Source organism: Streptosporangium amethystogenes, assembly GCF_000721075.1.
Lineage (GTDB): Bacteria > Actinomycetota > Actinomycetes > Streptosporangiales > Streptosporangiaceae > Streptosporangium > Streptosporangium amethystogenes.
Map to the genome: position 1 here is coordinate 68,787 of NZ_JOEQ01000028.1, position 25,228 is coordinate 94,014.

General features: G+C 67.9%; 25 protein-coding genes and 1 pseudogene. 12 read left to right on the top strand and 14 right to left on the bottom strand.

From position 1 onward, the window contains the following. The first annotated feature begins 2 nt into the window (after positions 1-2). From IG98_RS0131895 to IG98_RS0131940, 9 genes are all read left to right on the top strand, one after another. Complete coding sequence (locus IG98_RS0131895) at positions 3-1,115, top strand: ABC transporter substrate-binding protein (protein ID WP_030920669.1); 1,113 nt, start codon at positions 3-5, stop codon at positions 1,113-1,115. 551 nt (positions 1,116-1,666) lie between these two features. Next, entirely contained in the window at positions 1,667-2,020 is a 354-nt protein-coding gene (locus IG98_RS0131900; protein WP_030920672.1) for a beta/gamma crystallin domain-containing protein, read from the top strand. A 340-nt stretch (positions 2,021-2,360) separates the two neighbouring features. Then, positions 2,361-3,497, top strand: a complete 1,137-nt coding sequence (locus IG98_RS0131905) for a hypothetical protein (RefSeq protein WP_157594625.1) — start codon at positions 2,361-2,363, stop codon at positions 3,495-3,497. Positions 3,498-3,916: 419 nt separating this feature from the next. Continuing rightward, on the top strand, positions 3,917-5,620 hold the full coding sequence (locus tag IG98_RS0131915) for an ABC transporter substrate-binding protein (protein ID WP_030920680.1): 1,704 nt from the start codon (positions 3,917-3,919) through the stop codon (positions 5,618-5,620). Beyond that, entirely contained in the window at positions 5,607-6,536 is a 930-nt protein-coding gene (locus IG98_RS0131920; RefSeq protein ID WP_051753231.1) for an ABC transporter permease, read from the top strand. The genes IG98_RS0131915 and IG98_RS0131920 overlap by 14 nt, the downstream gene beginning before the upstream one ends. Beyond that, a complete protein-coding gene (locus IG98_RS0131925) occupies positions 6,533-7,519 on the top strand; it encodes an ABC transporter permease (protein ID WP_030920686.1) in 987 nt (328 codons plus the stop codon). Before IG98_RS0131920 ends, IG98_RS0131925 begins: the two co-directional genes overlap by 4 nt. Then, positions 7,512-8,546 carry an ABC transporter ATP-binding protein gene (locus IG98_RS0131930; protein WP_211264193.1) on the top strand — a complete coding sequence of 345 codons (1,035 nt, stop codon included), beginning with the start codon at positions 7,512-7,514 and terminating at the stop codon, positions 8,544-8,546. Before IG98_RS0131925 ends, IG98_RS0131930 begins: the two co-directional genes overlap by 8 nt. Next, positions 8,543-9,331, top strand: coding sequence for an ATP-binding cassette domain-containing protein (locus IG98_RS0131935; RefSeq protein ID WP_051753232.1), 789 nt, complete (start codon positions 8,543-8,545; stop codon positions 9,329-9,331). The genes IG98_RS0131930 and IG98_RS0131935 overlap by 4 nt, the downstream gene beginning before the upstream one ends. A 121-nt stretch (positions 9,332-9,452) precedes the next feature. Then, entirely contained in the window at positions 9,453-10,301 is an 849-nt protein-coding gene (locus IG98_RS0131940; protein ID WP_030920695.1) for an alpha/beta fold hydrolase, read from the top strand. On the opposite strand, the gene IG98_RS0131945 is transcribed toward IG98_RS0131940, so the two are convergent. The 5 genes and pseudogenes from IG98_RS0131945 to IG98_RS0131965 form a co-directional block, all read right to left on the bottom strand. Next, the gene (locus tag IG98_RS0131945; protein ID WP_051753233.1) at positions 10,288-11,250 is read right to left on the bottom strand and encodes a LysR family transcriptional regulator; all 963 of its coding nucleotides are present in this window, start codon (positions 11,248-11,250) and stop codon (positions 10,288-10,290) included. The two genes, IG98_RS0131940 and IG98_RS0131945, sit on opposite strands and share 14 nt — an antisense overlap. Positions 11,251-11,422: 172 nt before the next feature. Then, positions 11,423-11,689: pseudogene (locus IG98_RS49280) on the bottom strand (transposase); the annotation flags it as partial. Positions 11,690-12,145: 456 nt separating this feature from the next. Continuing rightward, a complete protein-coding gene (locus IG98_RS0131955; protein WP_169750219.1) occupies positions 12,146-13,888 on the bottom strand; it encodes a family 78 glycoside hydrolase catalytic domain in 1,743 nt (580 codons plus the stop codon). Beyond that, complete coding sequence (locus IG98_RS0131960) at positions 13,827-14,525, bottom strand: response regulator transcription factor (RefSeq protein ID WP_030920708.1); 699 nt, start codon at positions 14,523-14,525, stop codon at positions 13,827-13,829. Before IG98_RS0131960 ends, IG98_RS0131955 begins: the two co-directional genes overlap by 62 nt. Next, the gene (locus tag IG98_RS0131965) at positions 14,522-15,775 is read right to left on the bottom strand and encodes a sensor histidine kinase (protein WP_030920710.1); all 1,254 of its coding nucleotides are present in this window, start codon (positions 15,773-15,775) and stop codon (positions 14,522-14,524) included. The genes IG98_RS0131960 and IG98_RS0131965 overlap by 4 nt, the downstream gene beginning before the upstream one ends. Positions 15,776-16,049: 274 nt before the next feature. On the opposite strand from IG98_RS0131965, the gene IG98_RS0131970 reads away from it, so the two are divergent. Beyond that, entirely contained in the window at positions 16,050-16,451 is a 402-nt protein-coding gene (locus tag IG98_RS0131970) for a DUF6223 family protein (RefSeq protein WP_030920713.1), read from the top strand. Between the two features lie 100 nt (positions 16,452-16,551). On the opposite strand, the gene IG98_RS54945 is transcribed toward IG98_RS0131970, so the two are convergent. After that, positions 16,552-16,944: a hypothetical protein gene (locus tag IG98_RS54945; RefSeq protein ID WP_425428133.1), complete on the bottom strand. Its 393-nt coding sequence runs from the start codon at positions 16,942-16,944 to the stop codon at positions 16,552-16,554. On the opposite strand from IG98_RS54945, the gene IG98_RS52065 reads away from it, so the two are divergent. Beyond that, positions 16,837-17,073 carry a sulfotransferase gene (locus IG98_RS52065; protein WP_425428132.1) on the top strand — a complete coding sequence of 79 codons (237 nt, stop codon included), beginning with the start codon at positions 16,837-16,839 and terminating at the stop codon, positions 17,071-17,073. The genes IG98_RS54945 and IG98_RS52065 overlap by 108 nt on opposite strands. Before the next feature lie 62 nt (positions 17,074-17,135). Here IG98_RS52065 and IG98_RS0131980 read toward each other — a convergent pair whose 3' ends face one another. From IG98_RS0131980 to IG98_RS0132005, 6 genes are all read right to left on the bottom strand, one after another. Continuing rightward, positions 17,136-17,324 carry a hypothetical protein gene (locus tag IG98_RS0131980; protein WP_030920719.1) on the bottom strand — a complete coding sequence of 63 codons (189 nt, stop codon included), beginning with the start codon at positions 17,322-17,324 and terminating at the stop codon, positions 17,136-17,138. 237 nt (positions 17,325-17,561) lie between these two features. Next, complete coding sequence (locus IG98_RS0131985) at positions 17,562-18,596, bottom strand: sugar phosphate isomerase/epimerase family protein (protein WP_084195797.1); 1,035 nt, start codon at positions 18,594-18,596, stop codon at positions 17,562-17,564. Between the two features lie 4 nt (positions 18,597-18,600). Then, the gene (locus IG98_RS0131990) at positions 18,601-20,025 is read right to left on the bottom strand and encodes a hypothetical protein (RefSeq protein WP_030920725.1); all 1,425 of its coding nucleotides are present in this window, start codon (positions 20,023-20,025) and stop codon (positions 18,601-18,603) included. Further along, positions 20,022-20,537: an RNA polymerase sigma factor gene (locus IG98_RS0131995; RefSeq protein WP_030920728.1), complete on the bottom strand. Its 516-nt coding sequence runs from the start codon at positions 20,535-20,537 to the stop codon at positions 20,022-20,024. The genes IG98_RS0131990 and IG98_RS0131995 overlap by 4 nt, the downstream gene beginning before the upstream one ends. 130 nt (positions 20,538-20,667) lie before the next feature. Continuing rightward, positions 20,668-21,792: a maleylpyruvate isomerase family mycothiol-dependent enzyme gene (locus IG98_RS49285; protein WP_157594627.1), complete on the bottom strand. Its 1,125-nt coding sequence runs from the start codon at positions 21,790-21,792 to the stop codon at positions 20,668-20,670. Between the two features lie 207 nt (positions 21,793-21,999). Beyond that, positions 22,000-22,662, bottom strand: coding sequence for a class I SAM-dependent methyltransferase (locus tag IG98_RS0132005; RefSeq protein WP_030920736.1), 663 nt, complete (start codon positions 22,660-22,662; stop codon positions 22,000-22,002). 288 nt (positions 22,663-22,950) lie between these two features. Here IG98_RS0132005 and IG98_RS0132010 point away from each other — a divergent pair, with 288 nt between their 5' ends. After that, positions 22,951-24,453, top strand: coding sequence for an ISL3 family transposase (locus IG98_RS0132010; protein ID WP_157594628.1), 1,503 nt, complete (start codon positions 22,951-22,953; stop codon positions 24,451-24,453). Here the strand turns inward: IG98_RS0132010 and IG98_RS0132015 are convergent. Next, positions 24,420-24,911, bottom strand: a complete 492-nt coding sequence (locus IG98_RS0132015; RefSeq protein WP_030920742.1) for a hypothetical protein — start codon at positions 24,909-24,911, stop codon at positions 24,420-24,422. The two genes, IG98_RS0132010 and IG98_RS0132015, sit on opposite strands and share 34 nt — an antisense overlap. A 40-nt stretch (positions 24,912-24,951) precedes the next feature. Further along, positions 24,952-25,122, bottom strand: a complete 171-nt coding sequence (locus IG98_RS49290; protein WP_211264195.1) for a hypothetical protein — start codon at positions 25,120-25,122, stop codon at positions 24,952-24,954. Positions 25,123-25,228 lie beyond the last annotated feature (106 nt).

Here is a 25,228-nt window from a genome sequence, read left to right on the forward strand (position 1 = left end):
GCATGAATACGCCACCAACGCCACTTGTAGCGGAGCGGACTGACGGATCATCCGTCCAGATCGGCGCTCTCGTTCCGCTAACTCGGCCCGGCTGGGTCCAGGCAGGCCAACACTTGCTCGCTGGACTCGAGCTGGCCGTTCGCGAAGTCAATGAGGCCGGCGGAATCGCCGGAAGACCACTCGAGCTGGTGGTCCGAGACACCGCGGCTGATCCACAGAGGGCCGCGGCGGCCGTAGACGAATTGGCTCGCCTGGGCGTGGCCGCCTTGGCGGGGGAGTATCACAGCGTCGTCGCTCGCGCCGCTGCCGCCAGGGCCGACGCCCTCGGCCTGCCATTTCTCTGCTCGTCCGCGGTTCTCGACGCGCTCACCGAACAGCCAACGGAATGGGTCGCGCGCCTGGCCCCGGCGCAGTCCCACGGCTGGCAGATCTACGCGGACTTCCTCCTCAGCGCGGGCCACAGTCGAATCGCCCTAGCAACCCAGCCGAGTGTCTACTGGGCAGCTGGGGCCCGCATTCTGCGGGACCACCTCGCTCCACGTGGCGGCACCGTCATCGAACTCGACATGCGCGCGCTCGGCCCCGCGGCCGTGTGCGACGAGCTCGTCGACAATCGCGCGAGTGCCCTCCTTCTTCTGGTGGGCCACCCGGAGCCGGCAGTATCGATCGTCACGTCTGTCCGCCGCGACCAGCGCCTCGCCGAGATCATGATCGGTGCTCCGGCTGGGCAACCGGAGTTCGCCGAATGGGCGACGTTGCTGGGCGAAGACGGCGCCGCGATCCCGTTCCTGCGCTACCTGCCCGAGCGCCTCACCCCACTCGGCGCACGAGTCGAGACGGCCCTCCGTGAGCGGCTGGGCGCAGCGCCCTCCTTCGTCGCCTTCGAGGGCTACGACACAGTCGCCGTCCTCGCCGAGGTGCTGCGTTCTCACGGCGCGGACCGGGCCTGCACTGCCGAAACCTGGCCGCGTGTCGCAGTCGAAGGCACCCGCGGGCAGATCCGGTTCTCCCGCACGCCAGGCATCGGCGTTTGGCAATGGGCTTGGCCCCCCGTCCAAGTCGTTGATCGAGATCCGGCGGAACCCGATCGCTTTCGCATCCTGCACGCCGGCTGAGAGAGCACGGACAGTCACCATCGAGGTCCACGTCGCCGAGAACTCGCGACAGTCGAACAGGCGAGTTCAGCTGTGGCTCCGGTGTCACCTCACCTGGACACGCCTGATCAGTGGCCCCGGCGAGCATCCATCGTCTGACCTGCGGGGACAACGCTTAGCGTTCAATCTCGCCTGGACGGTCCCAGAACCCACATTGAATCTTGCTGGACCGTCGATGTAGCGGATCACGCAACCGAGTCGCGCGGCGGCCGTTCCGGTGCTCCCGTAGGTCGCCGCACCTGGCGACGGCCATGTACCGGATAACGGTCCCTTATCTGGTACATCGCCCCGGCTCACGGTGTCCTTCTGGCGTACTTCGGTCGCCCCCCAAAGAGCGATGTTACTTTGAGTTACCGGACCGTCCGATTGTGTCACGGAAAGGCGCAGCCGCGAGGGGCCGCTCCGGTGCGCAGTCGGCTGTCTGCCAGCCCGACGAAGCACCGTTCCATCGGAACTCGACGTCACCAACAGGGCCGGAGCCGTGCGCGCCGGTCTCCGCAGGAGGAGAGTCTGTGATCTCGAAGAGCAAGAAGAACGCCCGTTCCATGGCCGTGGCACTCGCCGCAGCCGCCGCCTTCACCGTCGCCATCCCGGGCGGCACCGCCTTCGCCATCGACCACGTCCAATGCGTTGGCGGCGAGAACTTCCTGAAGATCTGGTCGCACCTCGACGGCCGCCAGAGCGTCGACTGCTACGCCAACGGTGGAAGGACCGACTTCGGCGGATGGTGGGTCGATCGCATCTCCACGGGCAACAACGACCTGATCTACTACGACGCCAACGGCGACTCGGTGAAGATCGAGCGCTGGCACGACATCACCTTCCCGAACCACCCTCCGAAGGTCGTCGCCATCCAGATCGTGTGACACGTTGACATCCGGCCGCCGGTCACGCCCCGCGTGACCGGCGGCGGGCAGTGCGACAGGCCGTCCCGGGGCGAGGTTGTCCCGTAGCTCGTAGAACTTGAAGCGGCGGTCCTGGCCGTGCAGTCCGGGCCGGCGGTGATGTCCGCGCTTTTGGAGGTCTCGTCACTGTTCCGCTCGCGGGCCATGGTGACGGCCGTGGTCGTCTCGGTGCCGGCGCTTGGCCGCCGGGCTGGTGGGGTTCCTTCTCCCGGCCCCAGGACCGGCCGTCTGCGTCCTGTCGCCGTCGTCCTCTACGCTCCGATCCCGTTGATCAATGGACGGCGGCAGGAAGGCGGGTCCGATGGCGTGGTTGCTGCGCGGTTGCGATGACGAGGTGTGGGTGCAGCTCGGGGAGCTGGGGGTCTTCTTCGAACGCAGCGACGGCTATCTCTTGTTGGAAAGCCCCGACGGCGAGGATCACCCCGCAGACATCCGGCTGGAGGCGTGGGATGAGCGGCCTTCTGACCCCGGGGCTCCGTGGTTGCTGGTTGAGGACACCACCATCGAGGGCGGCACCGGGTTCGTCACCGTGGGATCGTTGGCCGAGGAGGCGAGCCGGCAACTGATCATCGGCCCGCCCCACTTCCTGTACGGCGTCACCGCGCACACCCAGAAGGGCGGGGAGCTGCCGGAGTTCATCTCTGAGGAACAGTTCGAGCGGGCGTGGGACGAGCGCACGCCCGAGCAGTGGCTGATCAGGTTCTGGCCGATCCGGGACGTCTTCGACCCGGCCCGGCACGCGCGTCCCGACAGGGCGAACGGCCGGCAGGCGCGCCCGGTCGAAGTACCGGTCTCTACGGCCGAGCACTGGCCCGCGGCGCGGATCGGCCGCCGGCAGGAAGCCTTGAACAAGCAGCTCGTCCGCCAGGGGATGACCATGGCCGACTTCCTGGCGGCCCAGGGTCTGCCGGCGGACATGCCCTTCGACCGCTGGCGGGCGGCGATGGCGGAGCGGGAGGTGCCCGCCGTGGCCGAACGCGAGGGATGGCAGCACTGGTTGACCGAGCTCGTCAGCAAATACCCGCAGATCATCGACTACTGGCACCATCTGCCGGAAACGGTCGAACGGTGGGCTCCCGAGCGGCGTGAGGAGCGGGCCCGAGACCTTGCCGCGCGCATACACACCGCCGAGATCCTGAACCCGGACGACGTCACCTTCACCGCCGACGTCCAGGCGTACGAGCCGCAGCCGGGTGGAACCTACCGGGGCTGGCGCTGGGACTACGCCGATCGGCCTGCTCACGAAACCTTCGGTGTTGACCGACGCGTCGTCTGCCACGACGTCATGAGCGGAAAGGTACTGGTCACCGGTATCGTGACGGTCCTGGGGCCCGACGGGCAGCACGGTTATGAGGTCCGCGACGCCACACCGGCCGAAGCGGCCCGCCTCCGCTGTGCGGAGGCGGCGTGGAGCGGGTCGGACGAGACGGCCGGATAACCCTGCCGTGTACCAACGAGGCTGCTCTCAGGGGTCCAGCGCTGTGACCGGAAACGATCACCGGGTTGGCGTGCAGGACGCTCGTGCCGACTGGATGGGTGCTGATCACGTTCGATCGGCGCTTGGGAGGCAGGGTGACACAACCAGTCAAGGTGCGCAGGCTCACGGACCAGGAAGGGCAGAAGCTGCAGCGGAACGCCAGGTCCCGCCCGTGGGTGTGCGCCGGTCTTCCAGCCACCGGGACCGCCGGGCTATCATGGACGCCGCGCGCGCAGATCTCCGCGATCTTTCAGATTTTCTGAAAGATCCCCTGCAGAACTCCTCGATGGACGCGCGCTCTCGCCCGCCAACAGACTCCCTTCCTGAGATCCAAGCAGCGGACCCGACCGATCGGGACCGCCTCACAGGAAGCGCGATCTATGGCGAATCGATCCCGGAGAGTGGTGCCCGCAGGGCTCGCGCTCGTCCTGACCCTCGTGGTGGCGGGCTGCAACGCGAACTCGCAGTCCACCGAGCCGACGAAGGACAAGAACGCGACGGCGCTCGAGTCGGTGTCCCAGGGCGGGACGCTGCACTACCTCTCGCGGCGCGCGACCGAGTCCTTCGAGACCGCCAACGCGCAGATGGTGCCGACCAGCCGGCTGCGGTGGGTGCACCGCGGGCTGACGTCGTGGCGGACGTTCCCGGACAAGGACACGATCCTCGTGCCGGACCTCGCCACCGACACCGGTACGACGGACGACGGCGGCAAGACGTGGACCTTCACGCTGCAGGAGGGCCTGAAATTCTCCGACGGCAGCCCGATCACCGCGCAGGACGTGAAGTACGGCATCGAGCGGTCGTTCGCGCCGATGTTCCAGGGTGGCCTTGGCTACCACAAGACGCTGCTGGTCGGCGGCACCGACTACGACGGCCCGTACGACGGCAAGGAGCTCGACTCCATCGAGGTCGTCGACGACCACAAGATTGTCTTCCACCTGACGCGTTCGTTCGGCAACTGGCCGTGGATCGTCAGCATGCCGGCCTTCGCGCCGGTGCCGGCTGCGGCCGACACCAAGCCGGAGACGTACGGCGAGCACCCGGTCGCCAGCGGCCCGTACCAGGTGACGAGCTTTCGCAAGGGCTCGCAGGCGGTGCTGGTCCGCAACCCGAACTGGAAGGCCGAAACCGACCAGGCACGGTTCGCCGGCCCGGACAAGATCGTCCTCGACATGGGCCTGAACAACGACACGATCGTGCAGCGCCTCATCGACGACAAGGGCGAGGACGAGACCGCGATCAGCAACGCGCTCATCTCGCCGTCGCAGTTCCAGCGGATCGAGTCCGACCCGTCGATCTCCGACCGCATGGCCAACAGCCCGTCAGGCTACTTCCGCTACCTCGCCATGAACGTCAAGCGCCCGGGCCTCTCCGACGTCCGCGTGCGGCAGGCGATCAACTACGCGATCAACAAGGCCGAGGTGCAGAGCGTGTACGGCGGCCCGAAGTTCGGCGGCCAGATCACCTCGACCATCATGACGCCCGGCATCCCCGGCTACACCGAGTACAACCTGTACGACGGCGGTGACACCGGCAACGTCGACAAGGCGAAGGAACTGCTCGCCGACGCTGGAGTCTCCGACCTGAAGCTCACGCTGACCTACCCGACCGATGTGAGTGCGATCGAGGAGAAGGAAGCCCAGAGCATCAAGAACTCGCTGGCGCGGGTCGGCGTCAAGGTCGAGCTCAAGGGCCTCGACGGCGACACCTGGTACGAACTCGTCTCGTCCGCCGACGGTGACTACGACATGACGACGAACGGCTGGGGAGCGGACCTCCCGAGTGGTATGAGCACCATCCAGCCGCTGTTCGCGTCGAGCGAGATCGACAACGGCGGCGGCAACGCCTCGAAGTTCTCCAACCCCGAGGTGGACGCCGCGATCGACGCCGCGATGGCGGAGCCGGACCTCGACAAGGCCGCCAAGATGTGGGCCGCGATCGACAAGCAGATCATGGAGGACGCCCCGGTCGTGCCGATCCTCGTGCAGCGCACGCAGGCCCTGGCCGGTTCGAAGATCCTGAACTACTTCATCCCCGCCTACCCGCCGTTCGCGAATGAGCTGGTCGTCGGTGTCGATCGCTGAGATCCAGCAGGCGGAGGGCCGGGGTACGCCGGTCCTCCGCCGCTTCCTCCGCAAGCGGACCGGCGTCGCCGGCCTGGTCATGCTGGTCGTGCCGCTCGTCGCGGGGCTCTGCGCCCCGCTGCTCGTGCGGATCGAGGGACAGGACCCGAACACCTTGCACACCGACCTGCTCCACCCGGACGGCGGCCGTCCGCTGGGCGCCTTCGGTGGCGTCAGCGCCGACCACTGGCTCGGCGTCATCCCGGTGACGGGCGTCGACCTGTTCGCCCAGATCGTCTACGGCATCCGCTCGTCGCTGTTCATCGCGTTCGGGGCGAGCATCCTGTCGATCGCCTTCGCCGCCGTCCTCGGTACGGCGATCGGGTACTTCGGCGGCTGGCTCAACGCCGTCGCGGGGCGGGTGATCGACTTCATGTTCGGCTTTCCTGGCCTGATGTTCGTCATCGCGATCATGGCGATCGTGCCGCCGGAGATGCCGCGGGGTCTGGTCCTCGTGCTGGTACTGGCCTTCTTCGGCTGGACCGTCCCGGCCCGGATCATCGGCGCTCAGGCCGGCGCCATCAACGCCCGGACCTTCGTCGAGGCGGCGCGCGCGACCGGGGCTGCGCCCTGGCAGATCATCCGCCGCGAGATGCTGCCCCACCTCTTCGGCCTGGTCGTCGTCCTGTTCGCGATGTCACTGCCCGGCAACGTCAGCGTCGTCGCGGGACTGTCGTTCCTCGGCGTCGGCCTGCGTGGCGACGTCCCCGACCTCGGCAAGCTGCTCTCGGACTCGCTGCCGTGGATCTACAGCGGTGCGGACGTCTGGTACATGCTCTTCCCGGGCGCCGTGGTGTTCCTGATCGTATTCGGCGCCACGCTCGCCGGTGACGCGCTCCGCGACGTCCTCGACGTGCGCATGGAGGATGCTGCATGATCGTCTACATCGCCCGCCGCATGGTCACCGCGGTGTTCATGCTCCTCGCGATCGCCTTCGTGACGATATCCCTCTTCTTCGGGGCCTCGAAGGACCCGGCCCGCGCCATGTGCGGCAAGCCGTGCCCGCCCGAGACCCGGGCCAAGGTCAGCGCATACATGCAGACCGACCAGAGCACGGTGTGGCAGTACGCCGAGTTCGTGAAGGGCCTCTTCGTCGGCCGTACGTACGGCGAGGGCGCCCAGCAGGTGCACTGCCACGCGCCCTGCTTCGGCTACTCATTCCCCAACCGCAGCGACGTCACGACGCTCATCGCCGAGCGGCTGCCCGTCACGTTGTCGCTCGCGTTCGGCGCGGCCGTCCTGTGCCTCGTCGTGGGCATCGGCTTCGGCGCGTTGTCGGCGATACGCAAGGGCGGGGTCGTCGACCGGTTCTCGACCGGCTTCGCGATGTTCGGGCTGTCGGTGCCGACCTTCCTCGTCGGCCTGCTCGTCGTCCAGGTCTTCGGCTTCATGCTCAACGCGCTGCCGTACTCCGGCTTCGTGTCGTTCTCGGAGTCACCGACGGACTGGGCCTGGCATCTGATCGGCCCGTGGATGGTGCTGTCGTTCATCCTCGCCGCCGGCTACATCCGGGTCACCCGCACCCAGCTCCTCAACGAGCTCTCGGCCGACCACCTCGTCGCGATGACCGCGCGCGGCGCGTCGGCCCGGCAGGTGAACCGGCACGCCGTCCGCGGCGTGATGGTGCCGGTCGTGGCGATGTTCGCGCTCGACGTCACCGCGCTCCTGGGCGGGTCGGTGATCGCGGAGAAGGTGTTCAGCCTGCACGGGCTCGGCGACCTGCTGCTGTCCGGCGTGAACGAGTCCGACCTGAGCATCGTCGTCGGGGTGACGCTCTTCTCCGCCTTCCTCATCATCATCGGCAACCTGATCGCCGACCTGCTGATGCCGCTTCTCGATCCGAGGATCCGCCGTGCCTGACCCCGTACTCCAGGTCGAGGACCTGTGCGTCTCGTTCACCAGCGGCGGCGTCACCGCCGATGTCGTCCGGGACCTCTCCGTGAGGCTGGACGGCGGCCGCACGCTCGCCGTGGTCGGCGAGTCGGGGTCGGGCAAGACGATCACCGGCCGGGCGATCATGCGGCTGCTGCCGCGCGGGGCGAGCGCCCGGGGCCGGATCGTCGTCGCCGGCCGGGAGATGCTCTCCGCCGACGAGCGCGAGCTGCGCCGGGCCCGCGGCTCCGACGTGGCCATGGTGTTCCAGGACTCGATGTCCGCGCTCAGCCCGTACCTCGACATCGGCGCGCACATCGCCCAGGCGGTCCGCCTGCACGACCCGTCGGTCACCCGCCGCGCTGCGCGGGCCCGTGCGGTCGAGATGCTCGACCGGGTCGGCATCCCCGAGCCCGCGAACGCCGTATGCCGCTTCCCGCACGAGTTCTCCGGCGGCATGCGGCAACGCGCGGTGATCGCGATGGCCCTGGTGAACCGGCCGGCGCTCCTCATCGCCGACGAGCCGACCACCGCGCTCGACGTGACGGTGCAGGCGCAGATCCTGGCCCTGCTCCGCGAGCTCCAGCAGGAGTACGGCATGGCGATGCTCCTGATCAGCCACGACTTCGGGGTGGTGGGGAGCGTGGCGGACGACGTCCTCGTGCTGTACGCCGGCCGCCAGGCCGAGTACGGCAGCCTCCGCGACATCTTCGATCAGCCCGCCCACCCGTACACCGTCGGTCTTCGCGCGGCCACGCCGCGGCTGGACGCCCGACTCGACACCGGAGGGGAGCGGACCCGGCTCCGCGCCATCCCCGGCGCGCCCACGTCGCTGCGCGACGCCGGACCGGGTTGCGCCTTCGCGCCGCGCTGCGGCCTCGCGGACCAGGTCGGCGAGCGCTGTGTCGTCGAGACACCGCTGCCCACCGTCCGCCCGACCAGCGAGAGCGGCGGCCTGCACCTTGCGGCCTGCCACCTCGATCGTCTCCCCGCACTGCAGGAGGTCGCCCGGTGAGCGAGCCGATCCTGGAGATGAGCGACGTCAGCAAGCGCTACCGCACCGCCGGTGGCTTCGGCCGCGGGCGCAAGGGCTTCCTCGCCGTCGACGGCGTCTCGCTCCACGTCGAGCGGGGCGAGGCGCTCGGCCTGGTCGGCGAGTCCGGCTCGGGCAAGTCCACGCTGGCGCGGATGGCCAACGGCCTGGTGGTGCCGACGTCCGGCACCGTCCGTACGGACGGGCAGGACGTCGCCGGCCTCAGTCGGCGAGGACTGCGGCGGCTGCGGCGCAACGTCGCCATGGTCTTCCAGGACCCGTTGGCGTCGCTGAACCCGCTGCAGACCGTGCGGCAGACACTGGAGAACGTCTTCCGTGCGCACGGCGAGACGACGTCGACCGCCGAGCTGGTCGCGCTGCTGGAGTCGGTCGGCCTCGGCGCCGACTACCTGGGGCGCTACCCGCACGAGGCGTCCGGCGGGCAGCTCCAGCGCGTCGCCGTGGCGCGCGCGCTCGCCCTCAAGCCGGACCTGATCATCGCGGACGAGCCGACCTCGGCGCTCGACGTGTCGGTGCGTGCCCAGATCCTCAACCTGCTGGCCGACCTGCAGCGCGACCAGGGGATCTCGTTCCTCCATGTCAGCCACGACCTGGCGGTGATCCGGCTCTACAGCGACCGCGTCGCCGTCATGCAGCGCGGCCGCATCGTCGAGACCGGCCCGTCCGACGAGATCTTCCGCTCCCCGCAGCATCCCTGCACGCGCGCGCTGGTCGAAGCGACACCGGAGGCGGAGCTCCCGGCCTGACCTGCGGGAGCGTTGCGCGACGCCGACCGGGCGTGCCACGATCATGACCATGACTCACCGAACGACCACCCCGTCGTGAGCCGGCCGGAGGCCGGCGCGACAGAGTACTGAATGAGGACACGTGGGAACCGACCTGTTCGTCCGAGAGTACGGGCGGGACGCAGCAGATGCGCCCGCCATCCTCATCCTGCACGGCGCCGTGGAGTCCGGCGCGTGCTACGGCGACGCCGTGGACCGCTGGTGCGGCGACTACCACATCGTGGCGCCGGACGCCCGGGGCCATGGGAAGTCGCCCAGCCGCCTGCCCGAGCACGAGGGCGTTCCGTCCACCGACGTGATGGTGCAGGACGCGATCGACATCCTCAAGGACATGCTCGACGAGACCAAGCGCAAGACGCTCGTCGTCGGGCACTCCATGGGCGCGCGTATCGCCGCCTTCGTCGCCGCCGACGCCCCGCACCTGGTGGCCGGCGTCGTGCTCGAGGACCCGCCGTGGTGGGTGCCGGAGGCCGGTCCCAACCCGTGGCTCAGCGTCGAGCAGACCGCCAAAGACCCCTTCGACTACGCCGACACGGCGTCGGTCGAGGAGCTCATGGACATGCAGCGCGAGCTCAAGCCCCACTGGGCGGAGCAGGAACTGCGCCCGCTCGCCGAGGCGATGAAGGCCGTCAACATCGACTACATGGAGCAGCGGGTCCACGAGAAGCGCCGGATCTGGACGCCGACCGCGCGGCAGATCACGGTCGGCCCGGCCGGCGTACCGGCGCTGCTCGTCACCGGCACCGGCGACGTCATCGTCGACAAGCACTCCCGTGAGCGCCTCACGGCCGTCGCGCCCGGCTTCGACGTCGTCGTGATCGAGGGCGCCCACCACTGCGTGCGCCGCGACAAACCGGACGAGTACCACCGGCACGTCGACGCCTTCCTCCGCGAGAACGCGCCGTCGGCCGGAGCCGTCACTCGACGCTGAAGGTGTCGGACCGTGCGAGCGGGCCGTAGACCTCCGAGTCCGGCTCGGCGACAGCGGCCCGCATCGCCTCCAGCCCCGCGCGTACGACGGGGTGGCCCTGGTTGTCGCGCCGCGTCGTCATGATCACCTTACGCAGCGGCGCGATGCCGCGCGTCGGCAGGATCGTCACCCAGTCGGCGTCGCGGGCGGAGAGCGCGGACTCCGGCACCAGGCAGATCCCCGCCTCGGCGGCGACCAGCGCCAGCGCGGCGCGATAGTCGTCCGAGACGTGGCTGATCGGCGGGTGGAAGCCGAGCTCGGCGCACGCCTGCAGCACCATCGTGCGGCACGGGTTACCGGGCGAGGGCATGATCCAGCCCTCCTCGGTGAGCTGGGTGAGCCCGATGCCCTCCTCGCCGGCCAGCGGGTGCGCGTGGGGGAGGACGGCCTTGAACCGCTCGATGTAGAGCGGGAACTTCACGATGTCGGGGGAGTCGCGCTCGGGGTCGGACTCGTACTCCAGGCTGACGGTCACGTCGATATCGCCGCGCATCAGCATCCGGTGGCTCATGTGCGCCTCCGCGTCGACGACCGTGACGTCGACGCCCGGCGCCTGGCGGCGCAGCTCGACGATGGCAGGTGCCACCAACCAGCTGATCGCTGTGGGGAAGGCGCCGATCCGGAGTTGCCCGAGGACACCGCCCGCGTGTGCGGCCAGGTCGGCCTCGGCGATCTTCAGCCGGGAGTTGATCTCCTCGGCGTGCCCGGCGAGGATGCGCCCGGCCGGCGTGAGCGCCAGCTTGCGCCCCGTGCGTACGACGAGCGCGTGGCCGACCTCGCGCTCGAGCGCCGCGAGCTGCTGCGACACCGCGGACGGCGTCAGGTGCAGCGCCGCCGCGGTCGCGGTGACCGAGTCGGACAGCACGAAGGCACGGAGGACGAGGAGACGTCGGGGGTCGATCGTGGGCACGCGGGCTCCGTCGCGAGTCGGCCGGGCGTCCGTCGCGGTGGGGGCATCCGCGAGGCGGGACCTGGGGGCCCCGATGCTTGCGGGCGCTTCCGGACGCGGCCGCGCCCAGGGAAGTGGTGTTTGAAAAGGCCACCCGTAATCGGTGACTATTAGGAAGCAATCGCCTCAATGGTCACTTTATCATTGTTTGTCTTTTTTTGGAATCGGGCGAACCGGTGTTCTTGTGACACTCGGCGAGGACCTCCAGTCCCATGTGGCGGCGCTGTTCGGTCCACTCCTCGTTCTGCTCGGCCGGCACCGCGCCGACGAGCCGGATGATCGAGTCGCGGTTGGGGAAGATGCCGACAACGTCGGTCTGCCTCCTGATCTCCTTGATCAGGCGCTCCTGAGGGTTGTTGCTCCACGTCTGACGCCAGACTGCTCTGGGGAAGGCGGCGAAGATGGGCGTGGAGTAAGGCTCGTAGGCGGGCGGTGGCGGCTGCCGCACGGGAGGCAGCTGCGGCGGGTCGGTTGGGATCGGCGATGCCGGGTGCGCCGGATCGGTCGGCGCGACGCCTGGCTGCTGCCTGTCATGGCCGGCTGCCGGCGGCGAGGCGGACACCTGCGCCGGGGCGACAGGAACAGCCTCTTGAACCACGACAGGCGCTGGGGCGGTGCCCGCGGCCGAGCACGCCAGGGTAACGCTCGCGCCGGCTGTCCATGCTGCGATCGCCTCGGCTTGGGCCACGCGCTCGAACAGTGACGTCACCATCGCCTCCCACAAGAGAAGCAGCCGCGCTCGCCTGCCGCAGTCACGCCATACAGCCCGGCAACTCCACACTGTAAGCGGTCGTCGCCAGGGGGAACGGTATCCAGGTAGGTCAGTGAAGGACAGGCATCTCTCACAGCCCTCCACTTACTGGTACGGCCCCACTCCCGGGATCAGCACAACAGCCGGCATCAAGAAATGGGCGATAGGTACGAGCACGAGAGATACCACTAGCAAGCTGGCGGCCACCGCCTGGGCATGGCTGCGTCCCACCTCTTCCAGGTCGAAGCGGACCGTTGTGAGGGGTGGGTCGGTCAGGAGAGCCAGAGGGACATCGTCCATGCCGATGACGGCCAGATCAGCCGGGGCGCTGAGACCGTTGTCGCGAAACCCGGCCAAGACGGTGAAGGCTGTCTCGTCGTTGTAGGCGCAGACACCGGTCACCGACTCCTCGATCCAGTGCCGTACGGCAGCCACCGCGCCCTGGGGCTCCACTCCGGCGGTCAGGACTGCCAGAGTGGCCAGTCCGGCCTCGGCGCAGGCCTCACGCACGCCATGAACCCGCTCCTGCGCCATCTTGCGCAGCCTCTCGTCCCCGGGCATCGCGTATCCGAGACGGGTGTGCCCGAGGTGGATCAGGTACTCGGCTTGCAGGCGACCGGCATCGCGCATAGGCGAGTGCGTCCCCGGCTCCGTGGACACGGGGTGCACGACCTCCGCGCCCGCCCTGTACAAGGCCTGCACAGTGTCGTCGTCGAACGGATCGAGGCCGATGACCACCGAGGCGTCCACGGCCGCGCACACATCGGCGAGTGGCCGCCCGGGCACCTCCGCCAGATGGGTGACCAAGGACGCCGGCAAGTCGCCGAAACGATGGTCGTGGGTGATGCTCGCGTTCATCGTGCCGCTCGCCGCCATCGGCATGACCCGCTTCCTGTTCGTCAAGGAGGAGGAGTCGAGTGTGCCGCGGACGTCGTAGAGGAAGGCGGCGGCCGGGCCGAAAGCGTTGATGTCGCCGGTCCAGCCCATGCGCTCGTCACGCTGCGGGCAGTCGGTGGGCAGGCCGACGAAGTTGCCGCGCATTGGCCAGATGGTGTTGGCGTGCAGGCGGTTGATCAGCTCGTCGGAGCACTCGAACCAGCCGGTCCTGGCCATGTCGCTGTGCACGACGACCGCCTTGACCTCGTCGAAGGGGCCGTCGATCTCGGCGTAGCGGAAGCCGTGGAAGGTGAAACGCGGCTCCCAGGTGGCGGTGCCGCCCGCGTGTATGTAGCGGCCGGTGGCCTGCGCGGTGCGCAGAGAGCGCACATCCAACTCGCCACCGGTGAGGATCTCAGCGTGCCGTACCGTCACGGTCTGACCAGGCTCGCCGGTCGCGGTGAGCCGCACCCAGCCCACGATGTTCTGGCCGAAGTCGATGATGGCCTTGCCCGACGGGCTGGTGGTGATCTCGACCGGCTGGAACTCCTCGATCCGCCGGATGGGCTCCGCCGTACGGGAGACCAGGGTGCGCGGGTCCCAGTCGAACAGCTCGACGGGAGACCAGGCTTGCCCGGCCCCGGGCAGGGACCAGCCATGGGGCTCCAGGCGGGCGTCGTACGTCTCGCCGTCGTACAGGCTGTGCGCGAGGATCGCACCGGTCGCGCGGTGGATCGTGACGCGGTGCGTCCGCGTCTGGTGGCCCCGGGCATGAGGGCGGCCAGGTCCGCCGAGCGCGGCTGATGCAGATCGACCTCGACCTGCATCGGCCGAGCACACGCCGGTTTCGGGCGGTTCCAGCTGGACTTCGCGGGCGGCGTCCCAGTCGCCGGCCGGCGTGGCCCGTGCCTTACATCGCAGGGCTGACCAATCCTGTTCGGTAGGCGACGACGACCAGTTGCGCACGGTCACGCGCACCCAGTTTCGCCATCGCACGGCTGACATGGGTGCGCGCGGTAGCCGGGCTGAGAAACAACTCGGCGCCGATCTCGTGGTTGCTCAGGCCCTGCCCCACCAGGGCCAGCACTTCGCGCTCGCGCTGGGTCAGCACCGCGAGCCGCTCTTCCGCAGCCCGGGCAGCTGTTCGTTGCGCGGTGAACTGGCCGATGAGGCGCCGGGTGATGCGCGGCGCGAGCAACGCGTCTCCAGCGGCGATCACCCGGATGGCCTGCAGGAGCTCGGCCGGTCCGGCGTCTTTGAGCAGGAAGCCGCTGGCGCCGGCTTGCAATGCGTCGAAGACGTACTCGTCGGTGTCGTAGGTGGTGAGGATGAGGACGCGGACCTGCTCCAACCCGCGCGTTTCGGCGATCTGGGCGGTGGCTTGAATCCCGTCCACCTTAGGCATGCGGATGTCCATGAGGACGACGTCGGGGCGGGTGGCGCGGGCCCGTTCGACGGCTTCGGCGCCGTTGGCGGCTTCCCCCACCACAGTGATGTCGTCCTCAAGGTCGAGCAGGACCTTGAACCCGGATCGCACGAGCCCCTCGTCGTCGGCGAGCAGCACCTTGATCGGAGCGTTGGTCAGCAGTGAGGCGGCTGCCGTGTTCATAGGCGCGACCCGGTCGGCGCGAGGGGCAGTCGTGCCCTGACTTCGAACCCGCCGCCTGAAATCGGCCCGGCGTCGAGTTCTCCGCCCAGCAGTTGACAGCGCTCGCGCATGCCGACGATTCCGCAGCCGGGCTTGGCCGAGCTGCCACCGCTGATCGGATGCGGGGCCGGTAGGTACGGGTCCGCAGAGTCATGAACTGGGGCGGTACGGCGGCCCTCATCGGTCACGCGGATCTCCAAGGCCTCGATCCCGGGGTTCAGCGCTACCGTCACCCGAGTCGGACCGACGTGGCGGACCACGTTGGTGATCGATTCCTGAACGATTCGGTAAGCGGCACTTCCCACCGCGCTGGGCAACGGGGCCACGGGCGAGGTCTCCTCCAGCTTGATGTCCAGTCCCGCCTTGCGTGCTTTGGCAGCCAGTTCGTCGATCTGCCCCAGCCCGGGGTAAGGCCCCCGCCCGTCGTCGTCACCGCCGTCGTCACGGAGAACCCCGAGGATGGCCCGCATCTCCCGCAGTGCCCGGGAACTGGTCTGCTCGATGGCACGCAGCGCCTCGCGCGCCACTTCCGGCCGCTTGTCGAGCACGTGTGCGGTGACACCGGACTGGACGTTGATGATCGCTATGGCGTGCGCGACGGTGTCGTGGACCTCGCGCGCGATCCGGAGCCGTTCGGCGTCCACACGCGCCCGCGCTTCCTCCTCGCGAGTCCGTTCAGCCAACTCGGCGCGCTCCTGCGCTTCGGCCGCGATGACCTGCCGGGACCGGACGGACTCGCCGAGGGCTGCGCTCATGACCGACGCGCCGATCCGGAAGAACACCCAGCCGATGGCGGCGCGTGGCTCGATGTCGTCCGCGGCGATCAGCCAGCCGATGGCAAGCACCGTGGTACCCACGCCGGCGATCACCAGCGACCGGCGTCCGTCACCGTAGGCGGCGAGGGTGTACAGGGCGACGAAGAGCCCGAGCCAGCCGGGTCCGTCCGGGAAGTCAAGGGTGTAGTACACCAAGCTGGCGAGCGCGGCGGCGACGAACACCGGTACCGGCCATCGGCGGCGGACGGCAATGACCACGCCACTCACGATCAGCAGGACATATCCCAGGTTTCCGAGGTCGGTAAGGGGACGCTGTACCACCTCGCCGACGTTACGAACCATCGTGCCCTGAACCTGCATCACGGTGATGAAGAGCGCGAGTAACACGTCCTGCGCCGGCACAGGCAGGCGCAACGACACCACGCGGTGTTCCATGCTGCGATCCTACGGTCGCAGACCGCAGGAACACTCCGCCCGGACGCGCGACCGCCTACGACGTCGAGCGTACCGAGGCACGAGTCGTCTACGCAGAACTGCGTAGACGCTGCCGTCCGCTGTCGGAGGCGCGGCCGCCCCGACGGCGCGATGATCAATTCCGTGAAACCCCTGCCAGGGGCTCGCGCTCGTCACCGGGACCTCGACCGGCATAGGCCGAGTCACCGCGCTGCACACACTGCGGGCGCCCGTCATCCGACCGAAAGGGTCCTCAATGTCCGTCCTGTTAGTGCTTGCCGCACAGGCGGCCTCGCCAGTCTGTACGTCGGCGGCAGAATGCACGGGCCAAGGTGTCGACACTTTCCTCGGGACCCCTGCCCGCATCTGGGCCAGTGTGGCCGCACTAGTGGCGCTGGGCGGCGTGGTCATCGGCTGGCTGGCGCTGCGCTCCGTCCGTCGTATCGGCAACGGAGGGAGGGGGGTAGCCATCGTGGCTGTGGTGGTGGGGCTGATCGGCGGGCTCAACGGCGCGGTGAAACTGGCTGTCGCCGACGGTGGTCTCGGCACCGGCAACGGAGTATTCGGGGCGGTCTTGGCCCTGGTGCTTGGACTGGTCGGTGCGGTCCTCGGCGGGCTGGCTCTGGCCCGCTCCCGTCGCGCCGAGCCGAGCGGCTGACCGCAGCGAATACAGGCGCGCGATCGAGGCTCTGATGACCGTGCACACCTCGATCATCGCGCGGTGGCCACTTCTCGTGATCTTGTACAGGCAGACAGCTCTACGTCAACAAGTGCGGCTGCCCTGCTGGTCCGACACCTACGCCAAGGCCGCGGTCCACGTCTGCCGAAAGGTGAACGCCGCGGCCGCAACAGCAGGAGGCTGACGTGTTACACGTGATCGGCGCGGGATTCCCGCGTACCGGAACCAGATCGATGAAGGCCGCGCTGAAAAGGCTGGGATTCGGTCCTTGCCACCACTCGGAGAGTCCACCTTCGGCGACACCTGGAACTTCCAGCGGGGCATGCCCGACGAAGAGATCACGGTAGCGGCGTTCCACCGTCACGTGGCCGTTGTCCAGAAGAGCCTGCCCGCGGATCGCTTCCTGGTGTTCGAGGGCTGGGAGCCGCTCTGCCGATTCCTGGGCGTCGACACTTTGAGTCTCTTCGAACACGGGAGAAGGCTCTGCGGGCCGTCGTCCGCATCGCGCCGCGAGACGTCCACCATCGAGAGGGTGATACGGACGGCGAAGGCCCCAGGGCAATCTCTGTCTTCCACCATCGAATGCCCGCGATCTTGCTAAATCGGGCATCGGGGTTTCGGCAGGGACTTAGCCTGGGGCCTCGTGTTACCGGTGCATCGGGGCTACCTGAAGTAGGCCCATGACGCGGCTGCAACCGCGATCAGGATGCACATGCGGATGGTCCGGGGAGTGCTGTCAACAACATCCCGGACCATCCGCGCCACCTCCCCGATCCAGGGGGAGGACTCCAAGACGCCGGGCGGCTCCTGGGCAGGAGGCTCGGCGTCGCCGGCGGGCCGCATGGCCGTCATTCATCCTTCCTTTCCGAACATCGGCAAAATCCGACAAACCCCTCTGAAACCACGAAAGGCTCGTGCAGCAGGTCGATGCGCAGGGCGTCAGCGCGGCGCTTAGCCACCGCAGCACACACAGGGAAATGCTCACCGGCACTACTGAGCTTGCGTGACTCTCGCCCCCACGGCTCGTCACCACCGGCGAGAAGAAAGGCCGGCACTCATCCCCGCCAGCGTCCCGTGCGTGCTCCGCGATCACGGTGACGCCGACATCACCGAGCCGGCGTCAGCCGAAGGCTGATCGCCTCCGAGATCACGATCCTTTTCAGCGCCAGTGGCTGTCTGCCGGTTCCTCAGGCCCGGCTCGGTGACGATCAAGGGTCGCAGGGTGTGCGCGGCGATCTGCATGCCTTGCAGGGTCTTGTCGAGTGTGCCGCCCCATACGGGGTCTTCGTGTTCGACGGCGACGTCGCCGTCATATCCGGCTGCGTAGAGTGCGTCGATGATCTGGTTCCAGTCGAGCTGTCCGCGGCCGGGAACGCGGTAGCGCCACCATCCGACATCGGTGGGTGAGGTACGTCCGGCTGTCTTGCCGAAGACTCCGTAGCGAGTGCGTGCCCGCTCGTCAATCTGGATGTCCTTGGCCTGGACGTGGCCGACGATACCGGCGTGCAGGGCGTGTTCGAGTGCGTCGAGCGGGTCGATGCCGAGCCAGGGCAGGTGGGAGGGGTCGTAAGTGAGGCCGAAGCCGAGGTCGGCCATCCAGTCCCACAGTTCGGGCGAGTAGGCGAGGTTGGCGGGGTATCCGTCGGGGTGCCAGCCTTCCATCGGGCAGTTCTCGGCGAGCAGCCTCACGCCGCGGTCGGCCGCGTACCGAGCCAGTGGGGGCAGGTACTGCTCGGCCTGCTTGAGGTTGTCGGCCACCGGCAGGGTGACATCGCGTCCGATGAAGGTGGTGACATGCCGGACGCCCAGGGCCGCTGCCGCGTCGACGCAGGCCCGCAGGTGCCGGTGGACGCGGTCACGTTCGGCCCGATCGCAGTGCAGGTTGTTGCCGCAGTAGGTCACCGCGGAGATGGTCAGGCCGTGGCCGTCCATCAGCTCGCTTACGCGGGCGACCTCGTCGGCGGTGAGGCCGACCACGTCTAGGTGGGCAGCCTGGTGGACGTGTTCGCTGCCGACCGGCCAGGCCGCCACCTCCAGCGCCTGGTATCCGACCTGCGGCGCCCAGGCAGCAATCTGTTCCAGGGACATCTGGCCGAGCGCGGCCGTGAGCAGTCCAAGCTTCATTGTCTTACCTCGCTATCTGTTCGGGAGTCGACCGGGTGTTGCGGGACGTACCACTGGAGCGCGACCACGGGACGGTCCGGCGCTGTTCTTCGTCCGCGATCGGGACGTGCCACAGGCCGGAGATCGGTTCGTCGCGGAGAAGGGTGCGGAGTGGTGCGGCTGTGTCTTGCCGCATGGGGTGGCGCCGGCCATGTCGTTTTCGCTGGATGCGGTCGATCTCGACAAGGTCACGGATCACACGGTCGACGACGCGGTCGTCACCCGGCGCGACCAGTACCTTGGCCAGGCTGTGGTACTTGAGGGTCTCCAGCGTGTCGGGGTGACGGTCTCCCTGGACACGCGCGCGGTCATCCGCCAGGTCCCGCAGGAGGGGGAGTGCCTGTGCCCCTTGTCCGGCGACGACGAGGATCTTCCCTTGGGAGTGCCGCGCGTCAAGGGTGTCGGTGTGGTCTTCGCCCAGCTCATCGATTCGGTTGGAGATGATGAGGGCATAGTCGCTCACCGATTCATCCACCCGTCCCAGCCGTCCACGCAGCCAGGTGCTTCTGCACTGCACATGCAGCAGCATTCGCGTGTCGGCGCCCGGTGACCGGGTCAGACGATCCTCCAACGAGCGGAACCCGTCCTCGGCCTCCCGCAACCGGCCCTGGCCGACCAGCGCCCAGAGCAACAGCAGCGCCGTCCGAGGGGCGGTGGAGCCGAACACCCTCTGTTCGTCCTCGCTCAGCTCACGCAGCATCGCCTCGGCCTGCCGGCGCCAGCCAAGCTCGGACAGGGCCTCGGCCCGGACACGCCGCACCTCGAACGCGGCCGGGTGGCGATGGCCCAGGGACCTCAGATGCGGGGAAGCAGCCCGGACCAGGTCCAAGGCGGCGCGCTCGTCCCGATCTGCGATCAAAGTCTCCGCCAGTGTGGCCACCATCCCCAGGACCATCGCCGTGCCTTCCGCACCGAACGCCCCTGCCGGGCACGCGCTCAGTTGCTCTCGCCACTCCGCGATCACGGCCCGGACCTCCTGGCGGCCACCGTCACTCATCATCCTTAGGTCGCCGCTGGGAACTATCCGCGATCCCGAGTCCCCCACAACTCTGTCCGCGGTACGGCTTCGGGCAAGAAGCACCCCGGCACGACGCGGGAGGGCGGTACCGGCGGCCAGCACGGTGTCGGTCCACGGCCCGACAAGTTCCCCCCGCACCCCCGACTCACCGAATGCGCCGGGGCCACTGGTGTCCGAGAAGTCCCTCTGAGCCGGACCTGTATGGGGCTCGGAGACTGGCGTGCTGTTTTGTGCACCGTGGCCCATCGCACGGCTGATCCTGGCCTCGATGTCGGCGTCGCTGATCTTGGCGACCACTTCGTCCACCAGGTTGAGGTAGTCGGCGAAGGCTTGGCCTACCGTTTCCTCCTGCTGAGAGTCGTCGGTGTTCACAGAGTGTCCTCCTCCTGGGGAGCTGGCGCTGGACGCGAGGCCGGGTCGATCCGGTAGTCCTTGCCCAGATTCGCTTTCAGCCGCTTGCGGGCATGTGCCAGGTTCTGGCGGATGGCATCGGGACTTCTACCGAGCAGTTCGGCGATCTCGCTGTGCTTGTGGTCATCGAAGATGAGTGCGGCGACGGCGCGTTGTGTCTCTGGCAGTGCGTCGAGCATCTGCTTCACCCACTGCTCGTCCTCCCAGACGTTCAGGCCGTGGTCGATGTAGGAGTCGGGTGTGACGAAGCAGCCCTTGATCTCCCGGTTGGGCCGCTCTCGTTCCCGTTGTCGGCTGCTGTAGTAGGTGTGCCGTACGGCCTTGCGGATCCACGCCTTGGGGTTCTTCAATCTGTCCCACGACTGCTTCTGCATCATGTCCGCGGTGACCTCCCCGATCGTTTCGTGTGCTTGCTCCTCGGTCGCGCCGATGGCCATCAGTGCTTTGAAGAAGTACCGGTAGTGGTCCTTCATGAAGGTCTGGAAGTCAGCCCGTGGGTCTGGTCCGGGTGCGGGTCCGACGTGCCCGGATGCCTGTTCTCGATCCACCGCGCCTCCGATCGCTTCAACGCCATCTAGCCCTCCTGTTCCGCCCTTCACAGAATTAGGTGGCTGAGAAGGCCCCATCGTGAGACCCGAGTTCAAGATTCTTTGGTGGAACCTCCCCGTACCGGCTCCGCCTCACTATCAGTAGTCGAGGGCCCGGTTGACGAGGTCGGCGACCTCGGTGGCTGAGGCGCGCTCTGGCGGCATCGGATATCAGAACGCTCCGAATGCCTTGCGGTTTGGGGGCGACCAGATGATCGAAACGATGTGGAGGGCTGCTGTCGCGAGGTGTTGGTCGCCGTCGATGCGGGCGTGTTCGGCCGCCTGCTCGGGGGTGATGCCGCGGCTGCACAGCCTCCAGGTGGTGTCGGTGTCGAGTTCGAGCCGTGCGGCGGGCCGAGGGGTGTGGTTGGTGTTGCAGCCTCCAGCGTTCAGGGCTGCGGACGCAGGTCCAGGTGCCACCGCCGGGTCCAGTCACGATCACCTGGACAGCGGTGCCTGGTGCGGCGGTGATGTCGTGCAGTGTGTGAGGTAGTGCCCGCAAGAAGGTGTCAATGACGGGGCCAAGATAGTACGGGGCGGTAAGTCCTATGCGTCCGGTGGCATTGCAGATCTGCTGCTGGTGGGTCCAGTACTCGGTGTATTCGCGGGCAACGTCCAGCCAGTAGGGATGCGGGTCGGGGCCTGCCCAGCGCACCGGGCCGCCGAGGATGTCCAGGTCGATGGTCTGCCAGAACTGCACGATCTGGTTGCCGAAGGTCGACAGCAGTTCGATGAGCATGGGCGGGCTGATGTTGCGGGTAGCGATCACCCACTCCTCGTTGATCCGATCAAGGAAGCCGGGGAAGGCTTCGCCGTCTCGTGGATGCAGGACATGGAAGCCGTCGCGGTGGGTGGACAGGCGCCCGATGTGGTCGCCGAGCACGCGCGTGGCGACATCTTTGACGTTCCAGCCGGGGCAGATCGTTGGCTGGTTCCACTCCTCGGCGTCGAGTTGGCGCAGCAGGTCGATGAACGCGTCCTGCTGTTCGGCGAGCACGGGCCGGACGTCAATGGCGGGTCCCAGCCAGGCGATATCGGTCATGACTTCCCTTCGGTGTTCTCTATTGGTGGTGCGGCGGATGAGGTCTGCGGCGTAGGCGATCCAGTCGCCGGCGGATGCTCGTTGCCAGACGACGGCCACGGTAATGGGGCATGACGAGCATCGGAACTGTGATTCTTGACCTACGGCCCGGTTGGGCCTGCCACGCTCGAAAAGTCCCGTTAGCAGAGCAGAGTTGAGCGGCTTACCGTGACTTTCCGTTCGGATGCGTCTCACGAGAGCGTTTTCGCAGGTCACGACTTGCGGGTGAGCCGGTGGGGGGTCGGCCACCCACTGAGGGCGATCACGTCAGTTTCGGTGGAACGCCCTTACCGCCAGCACCGATGGGACGGGGTGCTCGCGTGGCTCGGAGAGCCGATCGATGCTCAGCCCCGCGTCGATGAACGCGTTGATCAGGTCGGGCAGCGGCACGTGGCTCATGCCGACCCGGTCTCGGACCCCGCCTTCGCGCCACCACGGCGAGCGCTTGTGCCAGCCCTTGAGCCGGTAGGTGGGGTGGATGACCACCGCTCCGTCGGTACGGAGCTCGATGTGCGGCCCGTTGAAACAGGGATGCACCCCGTAGAACAGCAGTAGCCCGCCCGGAAGCAGCACTCGGGCCGCCTCCTTGATCAGCCCGGCGAAGTCGCCGATATCGGTGGAGACCCAGAGCGCGGTGACGGTGCCAAAGGTGTCCGCGGCAAACGGGAGCGTCGTCGCGTCGCCCTGAAGGAGCGGGGCGCCGTCCCTGCGGCGGGCGAGGCGCAACTGGTCGGCCGAGCGGTCGAGGCCCACGACGGTTCGACCAGTGGATCGGATGGCATCGAGGTAGAGGCCGGTGCCGCAGCCGACGTCCAGACACAGGCCTTCACCGGGGCCTAGAAGATCGGCTATGTCAGCGATGTTGGCGGCGGCACCGAGCCCGATGTAGTCGTCGTACCACTCGGCTTGGCCGTCATATCTCGCGGTCATGATTCATTCAAACATCAAGTCCGCGCGGCCCACTGACAACAATCGGCTCTGGCCCACTTTCGATGATGAGTGACTCAGAGTGAGCTCAGAGCGCGCTGGACGTCCTGTCTGAGTGATCGTCATAGTGTTCAGATGTAGGCGACGTGGATGCTTGCCGCCGGCCGGATATCGGTGCTCGGATGCAGGGGGACGATGTCACGTCATCCGCTCCGGGGCGGGAAGGGCCGGTTGTCACATCGACCTGGTTGGATTCCTGCATGACGGATTGGTCGCAACTCAGCCACGCCTATGGCTCTGCAGAGGACATCCCTGCTCTGCTGGATCAGATTGAGACGGACCCGAGCGCCGACTGGAACGATCTGTGGTCGGCTCTGTGCCACCAGGGCACCGTCTATTCGGCCAGCTGGACGGCCGGTTCTGGTCGAGCTGGAGGTGCGCCGGTTCTTCTGCGGCCAGCCGTCCTGTGAACGGAAGATCTTCGCTGAGCAGACCGACGGATTGACGCGGCGGCACGCCCGTCGCACCGGCGCGTTGCACGCTCTGCTCACCGCGATCGCGGTCGCGCTGGCCGGGGCCCGTATGGCGGCCTTGGCCGGGATGCGGGCGAGCCGTTCCACGCTGCTGCGGATGCTGCGGGCGTTGCCCGACCCGGTCGCCGGAAAGATCGCGCTGCTGGGTGTCGACGACTTCGCCAAATGCCGGGGCAATTCCTACGGCACCGTCTTGGTGGACATGGGCACCCACCGCCCGGTCGATCTGCTGGACAGCCGCACCGCCGGTGACCTGGCCGCCTGGCTGACAGACCATCCCGGAGTGGAAGTGATCTGCCGGGACCGGGCTGGCGCCTACGCCGACGGCGCCCAGCAAGGGGCTTCCGAGGCCATCCACGTCGCCGATCGCTTCCACCTGTGGCGGAACCTTGCCCAAGCACTGGAGAAAACGATCCGCGCTCACCGATCCTGCTTGCAGGAAGCCTTCGAAGCAGGCCCCGGGGTCGACGGTGAAACCGACAACGGGGCTGAACCCGTCGAGCGTCCCAAGACGCTGGACGCCCACGGCAATGAGCGGCCGCTGGTGGCGCGAATCCAGGAGCGATACGCCAAAGTGCAGGAGCTTCGGGACGGCGGAGCATCGCTGAACGCGATCAGCCGTGAGCTCGGCCTGGCCTTCCGTACCGCCCGCAAATTCGCCAACGCCACCAGCGTGGAGGAGTTGCTGGCCCCGACCCTCAACCGCTCCAGCAGACTGGACGCGTTCAAGCCCTACCTGACCCGACGCTGGAACGAGGGCTGCACCAACGCCGTCCAGCTTCACCAAGAACTCCAAGCCCAGGGCTGGGAAGGCGGCCTGCGCGCGGTTCAGGGCTGGCTGACTCCACTGCGCGGACACCGACGAGTACAGCCCGAACCCTGCCCGGTGCCCAGCCCCCGCCACATCACCGGCTGGATCATGACCCATCCCGATCGTCTGGACGCAGAGGGTCAGGTGCAGGTGAAACAGATCCTGGCACGCTGTCCCGAACTCGAAGCCGTCGCAGGACATGTCCGCGGCTTCGCCGCGATGATGACCAACCGCGACGGTCACCTGCTCGACGACTGGATCGCCGCGACCGCGGCAGGAAGCTCACCCCATCTGGCCGCTTTCGCCACGGGCCTACGTCGCGACCATGCCGCGGTCACCGCCGGGTTGACACTGCCCTACAGCAGCGGCGCGGTCGAGGGCACCGTCAACAAGATCATTATGTGGAATCAAAGTTGTCAAGCGATGTGCTTGTGGATCACGCCGAGATAGAGGCCTTCACGGTTGGAAACGTGCTCGTCCTTGTGTGGTGGGAAGAACACCGCGCAGACGTCGGCGGGGTGGGTGCGGATACTGGATTGGGTCCCGAACGTCAGGTTCTGGTCGAGCTCGTGCGGGCAGCCGGTCGCGTCCAACGCGGAGATGAAGTCTTCTCGGAGGACGGTGGCTGAGTGGGTTTGGGAGTCCGGGAGGACGGCCGCGGGTAGGTGTGTGGAGGCGCCAGGCCGGAGCCGGATCCAGATGCCGCTGACGGACCGCTGGGTGACGACCAGGTCCAAGCTGGCCCAGGAGTAGGGATACCCGTCGAGGTCGGGGCCCTTCAGCTGGATGGCGGGGTGGGGGCGGCCGGGGCCGAGGAGTTCCTCGGCCTGGTCCAGGGGCATGCCGCAGTGGAGTGGACCGACCTGCCCGGTGCGGCCGAACTCGATGAGAAGGTCCAGCAGGGTCATGGGACTGAACTGTGGCACTGACTGCCTGCTGGTTGCATCCTCATTGGATCGTGATGATCGGCAGTAGTGCCGCGCCGGCCGGAATACTGAGCTGGCGGGGTGTGGGTCCGGTAGGAGTTGGAACCTCGGCTAGGCGGTCGAGTAGCCGGTCCAAGGCAGCCTGGCCGTCGTCGACTGCGGCGCGTTCTTCATCGGTGAGCGGGATGTTCACCGAGAGGGGGACTGTACGGTTTTCGGTGTAACTCCTGATCAAGGAGATACACCTGATGAGTACCGTGATTCAGGCATCTGCGGACACAGACCTGGAGGAAGCCGCG